Source organism: Streptomyces sp. NPDC043738 (assembly GCF_056436545.1).
The window spans coordinates 167677-182451 of sequence record NZ_JBWKCJ010000008.1; the positions used below are offsets into that span (position 1 = coordinate 167677).

26 protein-coding genes are annotated in these 14775 nt (G+C 66.4%); all 26 read left to right on the forward strand.

What is annotated here, in order from left to right; genetic code table 11:
- Window positions 1-20: 20 nt before the first annotated feature.
- The 26 genes from rplV (at window position 21) to truA (ending at window position 14748) form a co-directional block, all read left to right on the forward strand.
- Complete coding sequence (rplV, locus tag AC0680_RS13885; RefSeq protein ID WP_004571827.1) at window positions 21-368, forward strand: 50S ribosomal protein L22; 348 nt, start codon at window positions 21-23, stop codon at window positions 366-368.
- Window positions 368-1195: a 30S ribosomal protein S3 gene (rpsC, locus tag AC0680_RS13890; RefSeq protein ID WP_069567069.1), complete on the forward strand. Its 828-nt coding sequence runs from the start codon at window positions 368-370 to the stop codon at window positions 1193-1195. Before rplV ends, rpsC begins: the two co-directional genes overlap by 1 nt.
- 5 nt (window positions 1196-1200) lie before the next feature.
- Window positions 1201-1620: a 50S ribosomal protein L16 gene (gene rplP, locus AC0680_RS13895; protein WP_004571829.1), complete on the forward strand. Its 420-nt coding sequence runs from the start codon at window positions 1201-1203 to the stop codon at window positions 1618-1620.
- Entirely contained in the window at window positions 1620-1844 is a 225-nt protein-coding gene (gene rpmC / locus AC0680_RS13900) for a 50S ribosomal protein L29 (protein ID WP_046927445.1), read from the forward strand. The genes rplP and rpmC overlap by 1 nt, the downstream gene beginning before the upstream one ends.
- A complete protein-coding gene (rpsQ, locus tag AC0680_RS13905) occupies window positions 1844-2125 on the forward strand; it encodes a 30S ribosomal protein S17 (RefSeq protein ID WP_006604882.1) in 282 nt (93 codons plus the stop codon). The genes rpmC and rpsQ overlap by 1 nt, the downstream gene beginning before the upstream one ends.
- A gap of 104 nt (window positions 2126-2229) precedes the next feature.
- Complete coding sequence (gene rplN / locus AC0680_RS13910) at window positions 2230-2598, forward strand: 50S ribosomal protein L14 (RefSeq protein WP_003998823.1); 369 nt, start codon at window positions 2230-2232, stop codon at window positions 2596-2598.
- Window positions 2599-2601: 3 nt separating this feature from the next.
- Entirely contained in the window at window positions 2602-2925 is a 324-nt protein-coding gene (gene rplX, locus AC0680_RS13915; protein ID WP_030413017.1) for a 50S ribosomal protein L24, read from the forward strand.
- Window positions 2925-3485 carry a 50S ribosomal protein L5 gene (rplE, locus tag AC0680_RS13920; protein WP_030074789.1) on the forward strand — a complete coding sequence of 187 codons (561 nt, stop codon included), beginning with the start codon at window positions 2925-2927 and terminating at the stop codon, window positions 3483-3485. Before rplX ends, rplE begins: the two co-directional genes overlap by 1 nt.
- A 2-nt stretch (window positions 3486-3487) precedes the next feature.
- Window positions 3488-3673 (forward strand): type Z 30S ribosomal protein S14, encoded by a 186-nt coding sequence (locus AC0680_RS13925; RefSeq protein WP_004571834.1) that lies wholly within the window; start codon window positions 3488-3490, stop codon window positions 3671-3673.
- 239 nt (window positions 3674-3912) lie between these two features.
- Window positions 3913-4311, forward strand: a complete 399-nt coding sequence (rpsH, locus tag AC0680_RS13930) for a 30S ribosomal protein S8 (protein ID WP_030413019.1) — start codon at window positions 3913-3915, stop codon at window positions 4309-4311.
- Window positions 4312-4333: 22 nt separating this feature from the next.
- Complete coding sequence (gene rplF / locus AC0680_RS13935) at window positions 4334-4873, forward strand: 50S ribosomal protein L6 (RefSeq protein ID WP_384429904.1); 540 nt, start codon at window positions 4334-4336, stop codon at window positions 4871-4873.
- A gap of 3 nt (window positions 4874-4876) precedes the next feature.
- Window positions 4877-5260: a 50S ribosomal protein L18 gene (gene rplR / locus AC0680_RS13940; protein ID WP_384429907.1), complete on the forward strand. Its 384-nt coding sequence runs from the start codon at window positions 4877-4879 to the stop codon at window positions 5258-5260.
- Window positions 5261-5306: 46 nt separating this feature from the next.
- Window positions 5307-5909, forward strand: coding sequence for a 30S ribosomal protein S5 (gene rpsE, locus AC0680_RS13945; protein ID WP_042155878.1), 603 nt, complete (start codon window positions 5307-5309; stop codon window positions 5907-5909).
- Entirely contained in the window at window positions 5909-6091 is a 183-nt protein-coding gene (rpmD, locus tag AC0680_RS13950; protein WP_384429910.1) for a 50S ribosomal protein L30, read from the forward strand. Before rpsE ends, rpmD begins: the two co-directional genes overlap by 1 nt.
- A gap of 1 nt (window position 6092) precedes the next feature.
- Window positions 6093-6548, forward strand: coding sequence for a 50S ribosomal protein L15 (rplO, locus tag AC0680_RS13955; RefSeq protein WP_393487431.1), 456 nt, complete (start codon window positions 6093-6095; stop codon window positions 6546-6548).
- A gap of 227 nt (window positions 6549-6775) precedes the next feature.
- Entirely contained in the window at window positions 6776-8089 is a 1314-nt protein-coding gene (gene secY, locus AC0680_RS13960) for a preprotein translocase subunit SecY (protein ID WP_384429916.1), read from the forward strand.
- The gene (locus AC0680_RS13965) at window positions 8089-8745 is read left to right on the forward strand and encodes an adenylate kinase (RefSeq protein ID WP_478627949.1); all 657 of its coding nucleotides are present in this window, start codon (window positions 8089-8091) and stop codon (window positions 8743-8745) included. The genes secY and AC0680_RS13965 overlap by 1 nt, the downstream gene beginning before the upstream one ends.
- Window positions 8746-8909: 164 nt before the next feature.
- Window positions 8910-9746 (forward strand): type I methionyl aminopeptidase, encoded by an 837-nt coding sequence (map, locus tag AC0680_RS13970; RefSeq protein WP_478627952.1) that lies wholly within the window; start codon window positions 8910-8912, stop codon window positions 9744-9746.
- A gap of 197 nt (window positions 9747-9943) precedes the next feature.
- A complete protein-coding gene (infA, locus tag AC0680_RS13975) occupies window positions 9944-10165 on the forward strand; it encodes a translation initiation factor IF-1 (protein WP_003956442.1) in 222 nt (73 codons plus the stop codon).
- A 60-nt stretch (window positions 10166-10225) separates the two neighbouring features.
- On the forward strand, window positions 10226-10339 hold the full coding sequence (gene rpmJ / locus AC0680_RS13980; protein ID WP_003956441.1) for a 50S ribosomal protein L36: 114 nt from the start codon (window positions 10226-10228) through the stop codon (window positions 10337-10339).
- Between the two features lie 198 nt (window positions 10340-10537).
- A complete protein-coding gene (rpsM, locus tag AC0680_RS13985; RefSeq protein WP_018090888.1) occupies window positions 10538-10918 on the forward strand; it encodes a 30S ribosomal protein S13 in 381 nt (126 codons plus the stop codon).
- A 64-nt stretch (window positions 10919-10982) separates the two neighbouring features.
- Window positions 10983-11387, forward strand: a complete 405-nt coding sequence (rpsK, locus tag AC0680_RS13990) for a 30S ribosomal protein S11 (protein ID WP_004571845.1) — start codon at window positions 10983-10985, stop codon at window positions 11385-11387.
- Between the two features lie 26 nt (window positions 11388-11413).
- On the forward strand, window positions 11414-12040 hold the full coding sequence (gene rpsD, locus AC0680_RS13995) for a 30S ribosomal protein S4 (protein WP_478627954.1): 627 nt from the start codon (window positions 11414-11416) through the stop codon (window positions 12038-12040).
- 132 nt (window positions 12041-12172) lie between these two features.
- A complete protein-coding gene (locus AC0680_RS14000; protein ID WP_003956430.1) occupies window positions 12173-13195 on the forward strand; it encodes a DNA-directed RNA polymerase subunit alpha in 1023 nt (340 codons plus the stop codon).
- Between the two features lie 127 nt (window positions 13196-13322).
- Complete coding sequence (gene rplQ / locus AC0680_RS14005; RefSeq protein WP_478627956.1) at window positions 13323-13799, forward strand: 50S ribosomal protein L17; 477 nt, start codon at window positions 13323-13325, stop codon at window positions 13797-13799.
- A gap of 82 nt (window positions 13800-13881) precedes the next feature.
- A complete protein-coding gene (gene truA / locus AC0680_RS14010; RefSeq protein WP_478627958.1) occupies window positions 13882-14748 on the forward strand; it encodes a tRNA pseudouridine(38-40) synthase TruA in 867 nt (288 codons plus the stop codon).
- The last annotated feature ends 27 nt before the right edge of the window (window positions 14749-14775 follow it).

Genomic DNA, 14775 nt, shown 5'->3' on the forward strand with positions numbered 1-14775 from the left:
CTGACACCGAAGGGACAACCATGGAAGCCAGGGCCCAGGCGCGGTACATCCGCGTCACGCCCATGAAGGCCCGCCGCGTGGTGGACCTTATCCGTGGCATGGATGCCACGGAGGCTCAGGCGGTCCTGCGTTTCGCCCCGCAGGCCGCGAGCGTGCCGGTGGGCAAGGTGCTGGACAGCGCCATTGCCAACGCCGCGCACAACTACGACCACACCGACGCCTCTTCGCTGGTCATCAGCGAGGCGTACGTCGACGAGGGCCCGACCCTGAAGCGGTTCCGTCCGCGTGCCCAGGGCCGTGCCTACCGGATCCGCAAGCGGACCAGCCACATCACCGTGGTCGTCAGCAGCAAGGAAGGAACCCGGTAATGGGCCAGAAGGTAAACCCGCACGGGTTCCGGCTCGGTGTGACGACGGACTTCAAGTCCCGTTGGTACGCCGACAAGCTGTACAAGGACTACGTCAAGGAAGACGTCGCCATTCGTCGCATGATGACGAAGGGCATGGAGCGCGCCGGTATCTCCAAGGTGGAGATCGAGCGCACCCGTGAGCGCGTCCGCGTTGACATCCACACCGCTCGTCCGGGCATCGTCATCGGCCGCCGCGGCGCCGAGGCGGACCGCATCCGCGGCGAGCTGGAGAAGCTGACCGGCAAGCAGGTCCAGCTGAACATCCTCGAGGTCAAGAACCCCGAGACCGATGCGCAGCTGGTGGCCCAGGCCGTCGCCGAGCAGCTCTCGTCCCGCGTCTCCTTCCGTCGCGCCATGCGTAAGAGCATGCAGTCGACGATGAAGGCCGGCGCCAAGGGCATCAAGATCCAGTGCGGCGGTCGTCTCGGCGGCGCCGAGATGTCCCGCTCGGAGTTCTACCGCGAGGGCCGTGTGCCCCTGCACACGCTCCGTGCGAACGTCGACTACGGCTTCTTCGAGGCCAAGACCACCTTCGGCCGCATCGGCGTGAAGGTCTGGATCTACAAGGGCGACGTCAAGAACATCGCCGAGGTTCGCGCCGAGAACGCTGCCGCCCGTGCGGGTAACCGCCCGGCTCGCGGTGGCGGCAACGACCGCCCGCGTCGCGGTGGCGAGCGCGGTGGCCGCGGCGGCCGCAAGCCGCAGCAGCAGAGCGCCGCTGCCGAGGCCCCCAAGGCCGAGGCCGCTGCCGCTGCTCCGGCGGAGACCCCCGGAACGGAGGCCTGACCGACATGCTGATCCCTCGCAGGGTCAAGCACCGCAAGCAGCACCACCCGAAGCGCAACGGTATGGCCAAGGGTGGCACCGAGCTGGCCTTCGGTGAGTACGGAATCCAGGCCGTCACCCCGGCCTACGTGACGAACCGTCAGATCGAGTCCGCTCGTATCGCGATGACCCGTCACATCAAGCGTGGTGGCAAGGTCTGGATCAACATCTACCCGGACCGCCCGCTGACGAAGAAGCCTGCCGAGACCCGCATGGGTTCCGGTAAGGGTTCCCCGGAGTGGTGGGTCGCGAACGTCAAGCCCGGTCGGGTGATGTTCGAGCTGTCCTTCCCGAACGAGAAGGTTGCTAAGGAGGCGCTGACCCGCGCCGCCCACAAGCTTCCGATGAAGTGCCGCATCGTTCGGCGCGAGGCAGGTGAATCGTGATGTCGGCCGTTACCAAGGCGTCCGAGCTGCGCGAGCTGAACAACGAGGACCTCGTTGCCAAGCTCCGTGAGGCCAAGGAAGAGCTGTTCAACCTCCGCTTCCAGGCGGCGACCGGACAGCTCGAGAACCACGGCCGGCTGAAGGCCGTCCGCAAGGACATCGCCCGGATCTACACCCTGATGCGTGAGCGCGAGCTGGGCATCGAGACGGTGGAGAGCGCCTGATGAGCGAGAAGAATGTGACTGAGACGAACGAGCGCGGTTTCCGCAAGACCCGTGAGGGTCTCGTCGTCAGCGACAAGATGGACAAGACCGTCGTCGTCGCTGTCGAGGACCGCGTCAAGCACGCGCTGTACGGCAAGGTCATCCGCCGTACCAACAAGCTCAAGGCGCACGACGAGCAGAACGCTGCCGGCGTCGGCGACCGCGTCCTCCTGATGGAGACCCGGCCGCTGTCCGCCACCAAGCGCTGGCGCATCGTCGAGATCCTCGAGAAGGCCAAGTAATCCCTCCTAGGGGGACCCCCTAGGAACAGTTCCGCCAGGCTCGGTGAGAAGCGCGAAGCACTCGCGCTTCTCGCCGGGAACCGGCAGACAAACAGGAGATAGACGTGATCCAGCAGGAGTCGCGACTGCGTGTCGCCGACAACACTGGTGCGAAGGAAATCCTTTGCATCCGTGTTCTCGGTGGTTCCGGTCGCCGCTACGCGGGCATCGGTGACGTCATCGTCGCCACCGTCAAGGATGCGATCCCCGGTGGCAACGTGAAGAAGGGTGACGTCGTCAAGGCGGTCATCGTTCGCACCGTCAAGGAGCGCCGCCGTCCCGACGGCTCGTACATCCGCTTCGACGAGAACGCGGCCGTCATCCTCAAGAACGATGGCGACCCCCGCGGCACCCGTATCTTCGGCCCCGTGGGCCGTGAGCTGCGCGAGAAGAAGTTCATGAAGATCATCTCGCTCGCGCCGGAGGTGCTGTAACCGATGAAGATCAAGAAGGGCGACCTGGTCCAGGTCATCACCGGTAAGGACAAGGGCAAGCAGGGCAAGGTCATCCAGGCCTTCCCCCGCGAGGACCGCGTCCTGGTCGAGGGTGTCAACCGGGTCAAGAAGCACACCAAGGCCGGCCAGACCGCTCGTGGTTCGAAGACCGGCGGCATCGTGACGACCGAGGCCCCCATCCACGTCAGCAACGTTCAGCTGGTTGTGGAGAAGGACGGCCAGAAGGTTGTCACCCGCGTCGGATACCGCTTCGACGACGAGGGCAACAAGATCCGCGTTGCCAAGCGGACCGGTGAGGACATCTGATGACTGCCACCACCAACGCGCCGCGTCTGAAGACGCGCTACCGCGAAGAGATCGCCGGGAAGCTGAAGGACGAGTTCTCCTACGAGAACGTCATGCAGATCCCCGGTCTGACCAAGATCGTGGTCAACATGGGTGTGGGCGACGCCGCCCGCGACTCCAAGCTGATCGAGGGCGCCATCCGCGACCTCACCACGATCACCGGCCAGAAGCCGGCCGTCACCAAGGCCCGTAAGTCCATCGCGCAGTTCAAGCTGCGCGAGGGCCAGCCGATCGGTGCCCACGTCACCCTCCGCGGTGACCGCATGTGGGAGTTCCTGGACCGCCTGCTGTCGCTCGCGCTGCCGCGCATCCGCGACTTCCGTGGTCTGTCCCCGAAGCAGTTCGACGGTCGGGGCAACTACACCTTCGGTCTCACGGAGCAGGTCATGTTCCACGAGATCGACCAGGACAAGATCGACCGGACGCGGGGCATGGACATCACCGTGGTCACCACGGCGTCCAACGACGATGAGGGCCGCGCCCTGCTTCGTCACCTCGGCTTCCCGTTCAAGGAGAACTGACCGTGGCGAAGAAGGCTCTGATCGCTAAGGCGGCTCGTAAGCCGAAGTTTGCTGTCCGCGCGTACACGCGCTGCCAGCGCTGCGGCCGTCCGCACTCCGTCTACCGCAAGTTCGGCCTGTGCCGCGTGTGCCTTCGTGAGATGGCTCACCGTGGCGAGCTGCCGGGCGTGACCAAGAGCTCCTGGTAATCCCCCACTTGGGATGACCGGGGCTCTCGGTAAGCAATCGGTCGGCGGGAGTCCTGCACCTTTTTTCCCGTAGGGTAGAAGGGTTTGGGCGTCCCGCCGCCCGAGACCGACCGCGGGCGAAGCCCGCATAACGTCGCTTACTACGCCGTAGGTCCCCGCGCCGCACCCGTCCCGACTCTGATCGGGGAGAGGGATGGCGCACATAGGAAACCCCGGCGAGAGAGGCCGAAGGCCAATTCATGACCATGACTGACCCCATCGCAGACATGCTGACCCGTCTGCGGAACGCGAACTCGGCGTACCACGACACCGTCGTGATGCCGCACAGCAAGATCAAGTCGCACATCGCGGAGATCCTCCAGCAGGAGGGTTACATCACCGGCTGGCGCGTCGAGGACGCCGAGGTCGGCAAGAACCTCGTCCTCGAGCTGAAGTTCGGCCCGAACCGCGAGCGCTCGATCGCCGGCATCAAGCGGATCTCGAAGCCGGGCCTGCGGGTCTACGCAAAGTCCACCAACCTGCCGAAGGTGCTCGGCGGCCTGGGCGTGGCGATCATCTCCACGTCCCACGGTCTGCTCACCGGCCAGCAGGCGCAGAAGAAGGGCGTGGGTGGGGAAGTCCTCGCCTACGTCTGGTAACCCGGGAACGGAGGAATAGCTAATGTCGCGCATTGGCAAGCTGCCCATCCAGGTTCCCGCTGGTGTGGACGTCACCATCGAGGGCCGCACGGTCAACGTGAAGGGTCCCAAGGGCTCCCTTTCGCACACCGTGGCCGCTCCCATCGAGGTCGCCAAGGGTGAGGACGGCGTCATCAACGTCACCCGCCCGAACGACGAGCGTCAGAACAAGGCCCTGCACGGCCTGTCCCGCACGCTGGTGGCGAACATGATCACCGGCGTGACCCAGGGATACAGCAAGGCGCTCGAGATCAGCGGTGTCGGTTACCGCGTCCAGGCGAAGGGCTCCAACCTGGAGTTCGCCCTGGGCTACAGCCACCCGATCGTGATCGAGGCCCCCGAGGGGATCTCCTTCAAGGTCGAGTCCCCGACCAAGCTCAGCGTCGAGGGCATCGACAAGCAGAAGGTCGGCGAGGTGGCGGCGAACATCCGCAAGCTGCGCAAGCCTGACCCGTACAAGGCCAAGGGCGTCAAGTACGCCGGCGAGGTCATCCGCCGCAAGGTCGGAAAGGCTGGTAAGTAAGCCATGGCATACGGTGTGAAGATCGCGAAGGGTGACGCCTACAAGCGCGCCGCCGCCAAGCGTCGCCACATCCGCATCCGTAAGCGGATTTCGGGTACCGCGGAGCGTCCGCGTCTGGTCGTGACGCGGTCCAACCGCGGCATCACCGCGCAGGTCATCGACGACATCAAGGGCCACACGCTGGCCTCGGCGTCGAGCCTGGACGCGTCGATCCGTGGTGGCGAGGGCGACAAGAGCGCCCAGGCCCAGAAGGTCGGCTCCCTGGTCGCCGAGCGTGCCAAGGCCGCCGGTGTCGAGGCCGTCGTGTTCGACCGTGGTGGCAAGCAGTACGCCGGGCGGATTGCCGCTCTGGCCGACGCCGCCCGCGAAGCCGGGCTGAAGTTCTAAGCCCCGGTTCCGGAGCTAGCGGACGTAACAGAGAGAGGTAAATCCAATGGCTGGACCCCAGCGCCGCGGGAGCGGTGCCGGTGGCGGCGAGCGGCGGGACCGGAAGGGTCGCGACGGTGGCGCTGCCGCCGAGAAGACCGCGTACGTTGAGCGCGTTGTCGCGATCAACCGCGTCGCCAAGGTTGTCAAGGGTGGTCGTCGCTTCAGCTTCACCGCGCTGGTCGTGGTGGGCGACGGTGACGGCACCGTAGGTGTCGGTTACGGCAAGGCCAAGGAAGTTCCGGCTGCCATCGCCAAGGGCGTGGAAGAGGCCAAGAAGAACTTCTTCAAGGTCCCCCGTATCCAGGGCACCATCCCTCACCCCATCCAGGGCGAGAAGGCTGCGGGCGTCGTCCTGCTCAAGCCGGCTTCCCCCGGTACCGGTGTGATCGCCGGTGGCCCCGTGCGTGCCGTTCTGGAGTGCGCGGGCATCCACGACGTGCTGAGCAAGTCGCTCGGTTCGTCGAACCCGATCAACATCGTGCACGCCACGGTGGAGGCCCTCCAGGGACTGCAGCGTCCCGAGGAGATCGCCGCCCGTCGTGGTCTGCCGCTGGAGGACGTTGCTCCCGCCGCTCTGCTGCGGGCGCGTGCAGGGGTGACCGCGTAATGGCGCACCTCAAGATCACGCAGACGAAGTCCTACATCGGTAGCAAGCAGAACCACCGCGACACCCTTCGTTCGCTGGGCCTGAAGAAGCTCAACGACGTGGTTGTCAAGGAGGACCGCCCCGAGTTCCGCGGCATGGTGCACACCGTCCGCCACCTCGTGACGGTTGAGGAGGTCGACTGACATGGCGGAGCAGAACCCGCTGAAGGTCCACAACCTCCGTCCTGCCCCGGGCGCCAAGACCGCCAAGACCCGCGTGGGTCGTGGCGAGGCGTCCAAGGGTAAGACCGCTGGTCGTGGTACCAAGGGTACGAAGGCCCGTTACCAGGTTCCGGAGCGCTTCGAGGGTGGGCAGATGCCCCTCCACATGCGCCTCCCGAAGCTGAAGGGTTTCAAGAACCCCGCTCACAAGCAGTTCCAGGTCGTGAACCTGGACAAGCTGGCCGCGCTCTACCCGCAGGGTGGCGAGGTCACGGTGGCCGACCTGGTCGCCAAGGGCGCGGTGCGCAAGAACGAGCTCGTCAAGGTCCTGGGCCAGGGCGAGATCTCCGTGGCGCTGCAGGTTTCGGTTGACGCCGTTTCCGGCTCCGCCAAGGAGAAGATCGCCGCCGCCGGCGGCACCGTCACCGAACTCATCTGAGTTCGTTGGTTCAACTGACCGGGGATGCCCATCGTTTGGGGCATCCCCGGTTGGTCGTTCCAAGGGGGTACGGTCGCCGGTAAGGTGGCAGGCACTGCTGTTTTCCGGGGCCCCGGCCCCGGGCCCCCGCCGCGCGGGCCGTGTCCGCGCGGTTTTTGGCCTATGTATTCGTCGATCCTCAAGACCGTCACCTCTCGCCCATGGGGCGAAGAGGCGCAGGAGGCACCGTGCTCACCGCGTTCGCCCGAGCGTTCAAGACGCCCGACCTGCGCAAGAAGCTGCTGTTCACATTGGGCATCATCGTGCTCTACCGGATCGGAGCGCACGTCCCGGTCCCCGGGGTGAACTACGCGAACGTCGAGACCTGCATGCGGCAGGCCGGCGGCAACAGCGGGTTGTTCGCCCTGGTGAACATGTTCAGCGGCGGTGCGCTGCTGCAAATCACGATCTTCGCGCTGGGGATCATGCCGTACATCACGGCGAGCATCATCCTCCAGCTGCTGACCGTGGTGATCCCCAGGCTGGAGGCCCTCAAGAAAGAGGGGCAGTCCGGCCAGGCGAAGATCACCCAGTACACCCGCTACCTGACCGTGGCGCTCGCCATCCTGCAGGGCACCGGCCTGGTGGCCACCGCCCGCAGCGGTGCGCTGTTCCAGAACTGCCCGGTCGCCAGCGAGATCGTGCCCAGCGACTCGATCTTCACCACCATCACGATGGTCATCACGATGACCGCCGGCACCGCCCTGATCATGTGGCTCGGTGAGCTCGTCACCGACCGCGGCATCGGCAACGGCATGTCGATCCTGATGTTCATCTCGATCGCCGCCGGCTTCCCGGGCGCCCTGTGGCAGATCAAGCTCACCGGCAAGCTCGCCGACGGCTGGATCGAGTTCTTCGCGGTGATCGCGGTGGGTCTGGCGATGGTCGCCCTGGTGGTCTTCGTCGAACAGGCCCAGCGGCGCATTCCGGTGCAGTACGCGAAGCGGATGATCGGCCGCCGGTCCTATGGCGGTACGTCCACCTACATCCCGCTCAAGGTGAATCAGGCGGGTGTGATTCCCGTCATCTTCGCGTCATCGCTGCTCTACATTCCAGCCCTCGTTGCACAGTTCAGCGGGTCGAAGGCGGCATGGGCGACCTGGATCGCCACCAACTTCACCAAGGGAAATCACCCGGTTTACATCGTTACGTACTTCCTGCTGATCGTCTTCTTCGCGTTCTTCTACGTCGCCATCAGCTTCAACCCCGAAGAAGTTGCCGACAACATGAAGAAGTATGGTGGCTTCATCCCGGGTATCCGGGCTGGTCGCCCGACGGCCGAGTACCTCAGCTACGTGCTCAACCGGATCACGTGGCCGGGCTCGCTGTACCTGGGGCTGATCGCGCTCGTACCAACAGTGGCGTTGGTGCTTTTCAACGCGAACCAGAACTTCCCGTTCGGCGGGACGAGCATCCTCATCATCGTGGGTGTGGGCCTGGAGACCGTGAAGCAGATCGAGAGCCAGCTTCAGCAGCGCAACTACGAAGGGTTCCTCCGCTGATGCGAATCGTCCTCGTCGGACCCCCGGGGGCCGGCAAGGGTACGCAGGCTGCGTACCTTGCCAAGAACCTCGCGATCCCGCACATCTCCACGGGGGACCTGTTCCGCGCCAACATCAGTCAGGGCACGCCCCTGGGTGTCGAGGCGAAGTCGTACATGGACGCCGGAAACCTGGTGCCCGACTCGGTCACCATCGGGATGGCCGAGGACCGCATGGAGCAGGCCGACGCCACCGAGGGCTTCCTCCTCGACGGCTTCCCGCGCAACCTCGGCCAGGCCGAGGCGCTGGACGAGTACCTCAAGGGCAAGAACCTCAAGCTGGACGCCGTCCTGGACCTGGAGGTCCCGGAGGACGAGGTCGTCAAGCGGATCGCCGGCCGGCGGATCTGCCGCAAGGACTCAAGCCACGTCTTCCACGCCGAGTACAACAAGCCGAAGACCGAGGGCGTCTGCGACGTCTGCGGCGGCGACCTGTACCAGCGTGACGACGACCGCGAGGAGACCGTCCGCAAGCGGCTGGAGGTCTACCACACGGAGACCGAGCCGATCATCGACTACTACAAGGCCCAGGACCTGGTCGTGACGATCCCGGCCCTCGGCAAGGTCGAAGAGGTCACGCAGCGCGCGATGGCCGCGCTGCCCTCGCGCGACGCGTAAGCCACCACCGGCTTCGATACGGCCGCGGCGCCCCGACGGGGCACCGCGGCCGTATCGCGTACGGGTACCGTGGTAGCCGCAATCATCAATCGAGCAACCACGAGGGCGACCAGCCACCTCCGCGAGAGCGGCGGCGGCCCAGCCGCAAGGGAGAGCCAGCCGCAATGGTGGAGATCAAGACCCCCGAGCAGATCGCGAAGATGCGCGAGGCGGGGCTGGTGGTCGCCGCCATCCACGCGGCCACCCGAGAGGTCGCGGTGCCGGGCGCCACGACCAAGGACCTGGACGACGCGGCGCGCAAGGTGCTCGCCGAGCACGGCGCGAAGTCGAACTTCCTCGGGTACGGCGGCTTCCCCGCGACCATCTGCACCTCGGTGAACGACGTCGTCGTGCACGGCATCCCCGACACCGAGACGGTCCTGCAGGACGGGGACATCATCTCCATCGACTGCGGCGCGATCATCGACGGCTGGCACGGCGACGCCGCGTACACCGCCTTCGTCGGATCGGGTCACTCCGCGGAGCTGATCGAGCTCAGCCGGGTCACCGAGGAGTCGATGTGGGCCGGTATCGCGGCGGTCGCCAAGGGCAACCGCCTGGTGGACATCTCCAAGGCGATCGAGGGCTACATCCGGCGCCAGCCCCGTCCGACCAGCGGTAAGTACGGCATCGTCGAGGACTACGGCGGCCACGGCATCGGCTCTCAGATGCACATGGACCCGCATCTGCTGAACTACGTCGACCGCAAGCGCGGCCGCGGCCCGAAGCTGGTGCCCGGCTTCTGCATCGCGATCGAGCCGATGGTCAATCTCGGCACGGCCAAGACCCACGTCCTCGACGACGACTGGACGGTCAAGTCGAACGACGGCAGCTGGTCCTCGCACTGGGAGCACTCGGTCGCGCTGACCGAGGACGGTCCGCTGGTGCTGACCTCGCCGGACGGTGGCAAGGCCAAGCTGGCCGAGCTGGGGATCACGGCGGCGCCGGACCCCCTGGCCTGACCCGGCGGACCCGATCCGCCGGCCCGGGGGAGGCCCCCGGGCGTAAGGATCACCCCTCGTGGGCAATAATCCAGGATTCGTCTTTTCCCAGGCACTGACGTAGACTGACGCGTCGGCTCTCGTGCATCCGTATGCCTGTTACAGGTGACATCCACTGCAAGAGAGTCGATCAAGGTAGCCGATTCGAAGGGCGAAGCGTGGCCAAGAAGCAAGGTGCCATCGAAATCGAGGGCACCGTGATCGAGTCCCTGCCGAACGCCATGTTCAAGGTGGAGCTCCAGAACGGTCACAAGGTCCTCGCGCACATCAGCGGCAAGATGCGGATGCACTACATCCGCATCCTCCCGGATGACCGGGTCGTGGTGGAGCTTTCTCCTTACGACCTGACGCGTGGCCGGATCGTCTACCGCTACAAGTAGATCTTGTCGGCGCCCCGCTCCCGTGGGGTGACGGCACTGACCCGGAGAACCTCACATCCCATGAAGGTCAAGCCGAGCGTCAAGAAGATCTGCGACAAGTGCAAGGTGATCCGCCGCCACGGCCGGGTCATGGTCATCTGCGACAACCTGCGCCACAAGCAGCGCCAGGGCTGACGCACGCCGACCACCTGCAATTTCGCAGTTCGCGCGACGCAAGCACATACGTACATACGCAGTCACCCGACCCCCCGCACCACTCGCGTGGGGACGACACCCCCGGCTCGGAGGCCGGGGACCCGGCTCGTAATTCTGCAGAGTCTTACGGGAACGGTGCTGCGGAAGACCTCCGAATAGCCATCAGGAGCCACATCAATGGCACGCCTCGCAGGCGTTGATCTCCCGCGCGAAAAGCGTGTGGAGGTCGCCCTCACCTACGTCTTCGGTATCGGGCGGACGCTCTCGCAGCAGACTCTCGCCGCCACCGGCGTGAACCCGAACACCCGGGTCCGCGACCTGGCCGAGGAAGACCTCGTCAAGATCCGCGAGTACGTCGACAACAACCTCAAGACCGAGGGTGACCTCCGTCGCGAGATCCAGGCCGACATCCGCCGCAAGGTCGAGATCGGCTGCTACCAGGGTCTGCGGCACCGTCGCGGTCTGCCGGTGCACGGTCAGCGCACCAGCACGAACGCCCGTACCCGCAAGGGTCCGCGTCGCGCGATCGCCGGCAAGAAGAAGCCGGGCAAGAAGTAGTCCTCAGCAGGACGCTCACCAGCGGTCTTCGCTGTAGGACCGACCACCTCCACGGGAGAAATTCATGCCTCCGAAGGGCCGTACGGCCGGCGCCAAGAAGGTGCGCCGCAAGGAGAAGAAGAACGTCGCCCACGGGCACGCTCACATCAAGAGCACGTTCAACAACACGATCGTCTCGATCACGGACCCCACGGGCAACGTGATCTCTTGGGCCTCGGCCGGCCACGTCGGCTTCAAGGGCTCGCGCAAGTCCACCCCCTTCGCCGCGCAGATGGCCGCCGAGTCGGCCGCCCGCCGCGCGCAGGAGCACGGCATGCGCAAGGTCGACGTCTTCGTCAAGGGCCCGGGTTCGGGTCGCGAGACGGCCATCCGTTCGCTGCAGGCGACCGGTCTCGAGGTCGGCTCCATCCAGGACGTCACCCCCACGCCGCACAACGGATGCCGCCCGCCGAAGCGTCGCCGCGTCTGACCACCTGAGTAGGAGACAACTAGACAATGGCGCGTTACACCGGGGCCGACTGCAAGCGTTGCCGTCGGGAGAAGCAGAAGCTCTTCCTCAAGGGGAGCAAGTGCGAGAGCGCGAAGTGCCCGATCGAGATCCGTCCTTACCCCCCGGGTGAGCACGGTCGCGGGCGCACCAAGGACAGCGAGTACCTGCTCCAGCTTCGTGAGAAGCAGAAGTGCAGCCGTATCTACGGTGTCCTTGAGAAGCAGTTCGTGAACTACTACAAGGAAGCGAACCAGAAGACCGGCAAGACCGGTGAGAACCTTCTGCGCATCCTTGAGACCCGTCTCGACAACGTGGTCTACCGGGCCGGCTTTGCCAAGTCCCGGGACCACGCCCGTCAGCTGGTGCGTCACGGACACATCACCGTGAACGGCCGCAAGACCGACATCCCGTCGGCTCGTGTGGCGGTGAACGACATCATCGAGGTCCGCGAGAGCTCTCGGAACCTGACCCCCTTCGAGGTGGCCAAGGCCGAAGCCGGCGAGAAGACCGTTCCGGCCTGGCTGGAAGCGATCCCGTCGAACCTCCGGATCCTGGTGCACAGCCTGCCCGAGCGCCAGGTGATCGACACCCAGGTGCAGGAGCAGCTGATCGTCGAGCTTTACTCGAAGTAAGGCTCATCGGCTCTACTCAGGTAAGAGCTGGCCGGTGTGGGCGGTATGGGGCCATTGGCGCCGTACCGCCCGTACCCTTGTCAGTACAGCGGGCGTCAAATAGCGGGCGCCCACGACTGAAGGACCACACACATGCTGATCGCTCAGCGTCCCTCTCTGACCGAAGAGGTCGTCGACGAATACCGCTCCCGGTTCGTGATCGAGCCGCTGGAGCCGGGCTTCGGCTACACCCTCGGCAACTCCCTGCGTCGTACGCTCCTCTCCTCGATCCCGGGTGCGGCGGTCACGTCCATCCGCATCGACGGTGTCCTGCACGAGTTCACCACCGTGCCGGGCGTCAAGGAGGACGTCACCGACCTCATCCTCAACATCAAGCAGCTGGTCGTCTCCTCGGAGCACGACGAGCCGGTCGTGATGTACCTGCGCAAGCAGGGCCCCGGCCTGGTCACCGCTGCTGACATCGCCCCGCCGGCCGGTGTCGAGGTGCACAACCCCGACCTGGTGCTCGCCACGCTCAACGGCAAGGGCAAGCTGGAGATGGAGCTGACCGTCGAGCGCGGTCGCGGCTATGTCTCCGCCGTGCAGAACAAGCAGGTGGGCCAGGAGATCGGCCGTATCCCGGTCGACTCGATCTACTCGCCGGTGCTCAAGGTCACCTACAAGGTCGAGGCGACCCGTGTCGAGCAGCGCACCGACTTCGACAAGCTGATCGTCGACGTCGAGACCAAGCAGGCCATGCGGCCGCGTGACGCCATGGCGTCCGCCGGTAAGACGCTGGTCGAGCTGTTCGGTCTGGCGCGCGAGCTCAACATCGACGCCGAGGGCATCGACATGGGCCCGTCCCCGACGGACGCCGCCCTCGCCGCCGACCTGGCGCTGCCGATCGAGGAGCTCGAGCTCACCGTTCGTTCGTACAACTGCCTCAAGCGTGAGGGCATCCACTCCGTGGGTGAGCTCGTGGCGCGCTCCGAGGCCGACCTGCTCGACATCCGCAACTTCGGTGCGAAGTCGATCGACGAGGTCAAGGCGAAGCTGGCCGGCATGGGCCTGGCGCTCAAGGACAGCCCGCCCGGATTCGACCCGACCGCCGCCGCCGACGCCTTCGGCGCGGACGACGACGCGGACGCCGGGTTCGTGGAGACCGAGCAGTACTGAGTTCGACCGGTTGGGGTCCGGGGCGGTGCCTCGGACCCCAACCGTGTGATTCTTCCGCGGGGCGGCCGCCTCGTGGGAACTGACACCGGTACCTGATACGGCCGGTGCAGCAATGAAGGAGATACACATGCCGAAGCCCGCCAAGGGTGCCCGTCTGGGCGGCAGCGCCGCACACGAGCGTCTGATGCTGCGCAACCTGGCCACCGCTCTCTTCGAGCACGGTCGCATCACCACGACCGAGGCCAAGGCCCGTCGTCTGCGTCCGTACGCGGAGCGTCTGGTGACCAAGGCGAAGAAGGGCGACCTTCACAACCGCCGTCAGGTCATGCAGCTGATCTCGGACAAGAGCGTCGTCCACACGCTCTTCACGGAGATCGCCCCGCGCTTCGAGAACCGCCCGGGTGGCTACACCCGTATCACCAAGATCGGTAGCCGCCGCGGCGACAACGCGCCGATGGCCGTCATCGAGCTGGTGGAGGCGCTGACCGTGGCGCAGCAGGCCACTGGTGAGGCCGAGGCCGCCACCAAGCGTGCGGCCAAGGACGCGGAGGCCACTGCGGCCGAGACCACCGAGGCCCCGGCCGAGGAGTCGAAGGACGCCTGAGGCTTCGCCTCGCGTTGAGCGGGTCCGTCCCTTCGGGGGCGGGCCCGCTTCCGTGTGCCGGGAGCTTGAGAGGATGGTGGGTGTGAGCGACGAGGTGAAGCCCGGGCACGTCCGGGTGCGGCTGGACCTTTCCTACGACGGAAAGGACTTCTCCGGGTGGGCCAAGCAGGCCGGGGGGCAGCGGACGGTCCAGGGGGAGATCGAGGACGCGTTGCGGACGGTGACGCGGTCGGGGCAGACCACGTACGAGCTGACCGTGGCGGGCCGGACCGACGCCGGAGTGCACGCGCGCGGGCAGGTGGCGCACGTCGACCTCCCCGCGGAGCTCTGGGCCGAGCATCGGGAGAAGCTGCTCAAGCGGCTGGCCGGGCGACTGCCCAAGGACGTCCGGGTGTGGGCGCTGAGCGAGGCGCCGGCCGGCTTCAACGCGCGGTTCTCGGCGATCTGGCGGCGGTACGCCTACCGGGTCACCGACCACCACGGGGGCGTCGATCCGCTGCTGCGCGGCCATGTGCTGTGGCACGACTGGGCGCTGGACGTGGACGCCATGAACGAGGCGGCCCGCCCGCTGCTGGGGGAGCACGACTTCGCGGCGTACTGCAAGCGGCGTGAGGGCGCCACGACCATCCGCACGCTCCAGGAGCTGAGCCTGGAGCGCGGTGCGGACGGGATCATCACCGCGACCGTGCGGGCGGACGCCTTCTGCCACAACATGGTGCGGTCGCTGATCGGCGCGCTGCTGTTCGTCGGGGACGGCCACCGGCCGCCGGAGTGGCCGGGGAAGGTGCTGGCCGCGGGCGTACGGGACTCCGCCGTGCATGTCGTACGGCCGCACGGACTGACGCTCGAAGAGGTCGGGTACCCGGCCGACGAGCTGCTGGCGGCGCGGAACCTCGAGGCGCGCAACAAGCGGAGCCTGCCGGGGGCGGCCGGGGCCGGCTGCTGCTGAGCCGGCCCGGTGGTGGCGCCGCGCGGG

Excerpts from the sequence above, each read along its gene's own strand:
- rplV (WP_004571827.1), top strand. The coding sequence starts at position 21 with ATGGAAGCCAGGGCCCAGGCGCGGTACATCCGCGTCACGCCCATGAAG.
- rpsC (WP_069567069.1), top strand. The coding sequence starts at position 368 with ATGGGCCAGAAGGTAAACCCGCACGGGTTCCGGCTCGGTGTGACGACG.
- rplP (WP_004571829.1), top strand. The coding sequence starts at position 1,201 with ATGCTGATCCCTCGCAGGGTCAAGCACCGCAAGCAGCACCACCCGAAG.
- rpmC (WP_046927445.1), top strand. The coding sequence starts at position 1,620 with ATGTCGGCCGTTACCAAGGCGTCCGAGCTGCGCGAGCTGAACAACGAG.
- rpsQ (WP_006604882.1), top strand. The coding sequence starts at position 1,844 with ATGAGCGAGAAGAATGTGACTGAGACGAACGAGCGCGGTTTCCGCAAG.
- rplX (WP_030413017.1), top strand. The coding sequence starts at position 2,602 with ATGAAGATCAAGAAGGGCGACCTGGTCCAGGTCATCACCGGTAAGGAC.
- rplE (WP_030074789.1), top strand. The coding sequence starts at position 2,925 with ATGACTGCCACCACCAACGCGCCGCGTCTGAAGACGCGCTACCGCGAA.
- rpsH (WP_030413019.1), top strand. The coding sequence starts at position 3,913 with ATGACCATGACTGACCCCATCGCAGACATGCTGACCCGTCTGCGGAAC.
- rplF (WP_384429904.1), top strand. The coding sequence starts at position 4,334 with ATGTCGCGCATTGGCAAGCTGCCCATCCAGGTTCCCGCTGGTGTGGAC.
- rplR (WP_384429907.1), top strand. The coding sequence starts at position 4,877 with ATGGCATACGGTGTGAAGATCGCGAAGGGTGACGCCTACAAGCGCGCC.
- rpsE (WP_042155878.1), top strand. The coding sequence starts at position 5,307 with ATGGCTGGACCCCAGCGCCGCGGGAGCGGTGCCGGTGGCGGCGAGCGG.
- rpmD (WP_384429910.1), top strand. The coding sequence starts at position 5,909 with ATGGCGCACCTCAAGATCACGCAGACGAAGTCCTACATCGGTAGCAAG.
- rplO (WP_393487431.1), top strand. The coding sequence starts at position 6,093 with ATGGCGGAGCAGAACCCGCTGAAGGTCCACAACCTCCGTCCTGCCCCG.
- AC0680_RS13965 (WP_478627949.1), top strand. The coding sequence starts at position 8,089 with ATGCGAATCGTCCTCGTCGGACCCCCGGGGGCCGGCAAGGGTACGCAG.
- map (WP_478627952.1), top strand. The coding sequence starts at position 8,910 with ATGGTGGAGATCAAGACCCCCGAGCAGATCGCGAAGATGCGCGAGGCG.
- rpmJ (WP_003956441.1), top strand. The coding sequence starts at position 10,226 with ATGAAGGTCAAGCCGAGCGTCAAGAAGATCTGCGACAAGTGCAAGGTG.
- rpsM (WP_018090888.1), top strand. The coding sequence starts at position 10,538 with ATGGCACGCCTCGCAGGCGTTGATCTCCCGCGCGAAAAGCGTGTGGAG.
- rpsK (WP_004571845.1), top strand. The coding sequence starts at position 10,983 with ATGCCTCCGAAGGGCCGTACGGCCGGCGCCAAGAAGGTGCGCCGCAAG.
- rpsD (WP_478627954.1), top strand. The coding sequence starts at position 11,414 with ATGGCGCGTTACACCGGGGCCGACTGCAAGCGTTGCCGTCGGGAGAAG.
- AC0680_RS14000 (WP_003956430.1), top strand. The coding sequence starts at position 12,173 with ATGCTGATCGCTCAGCGTCCCTCTCTGACCGAAGAGGTCGTCGACGAA.
- rplQ (WP_478627956.1), top strand. The coding sequence starts at position 13,323 with ATGCCGAAGCCCGCCAAGGGTGCCCGTCTGGGCGGCAGCGCCGCACAC.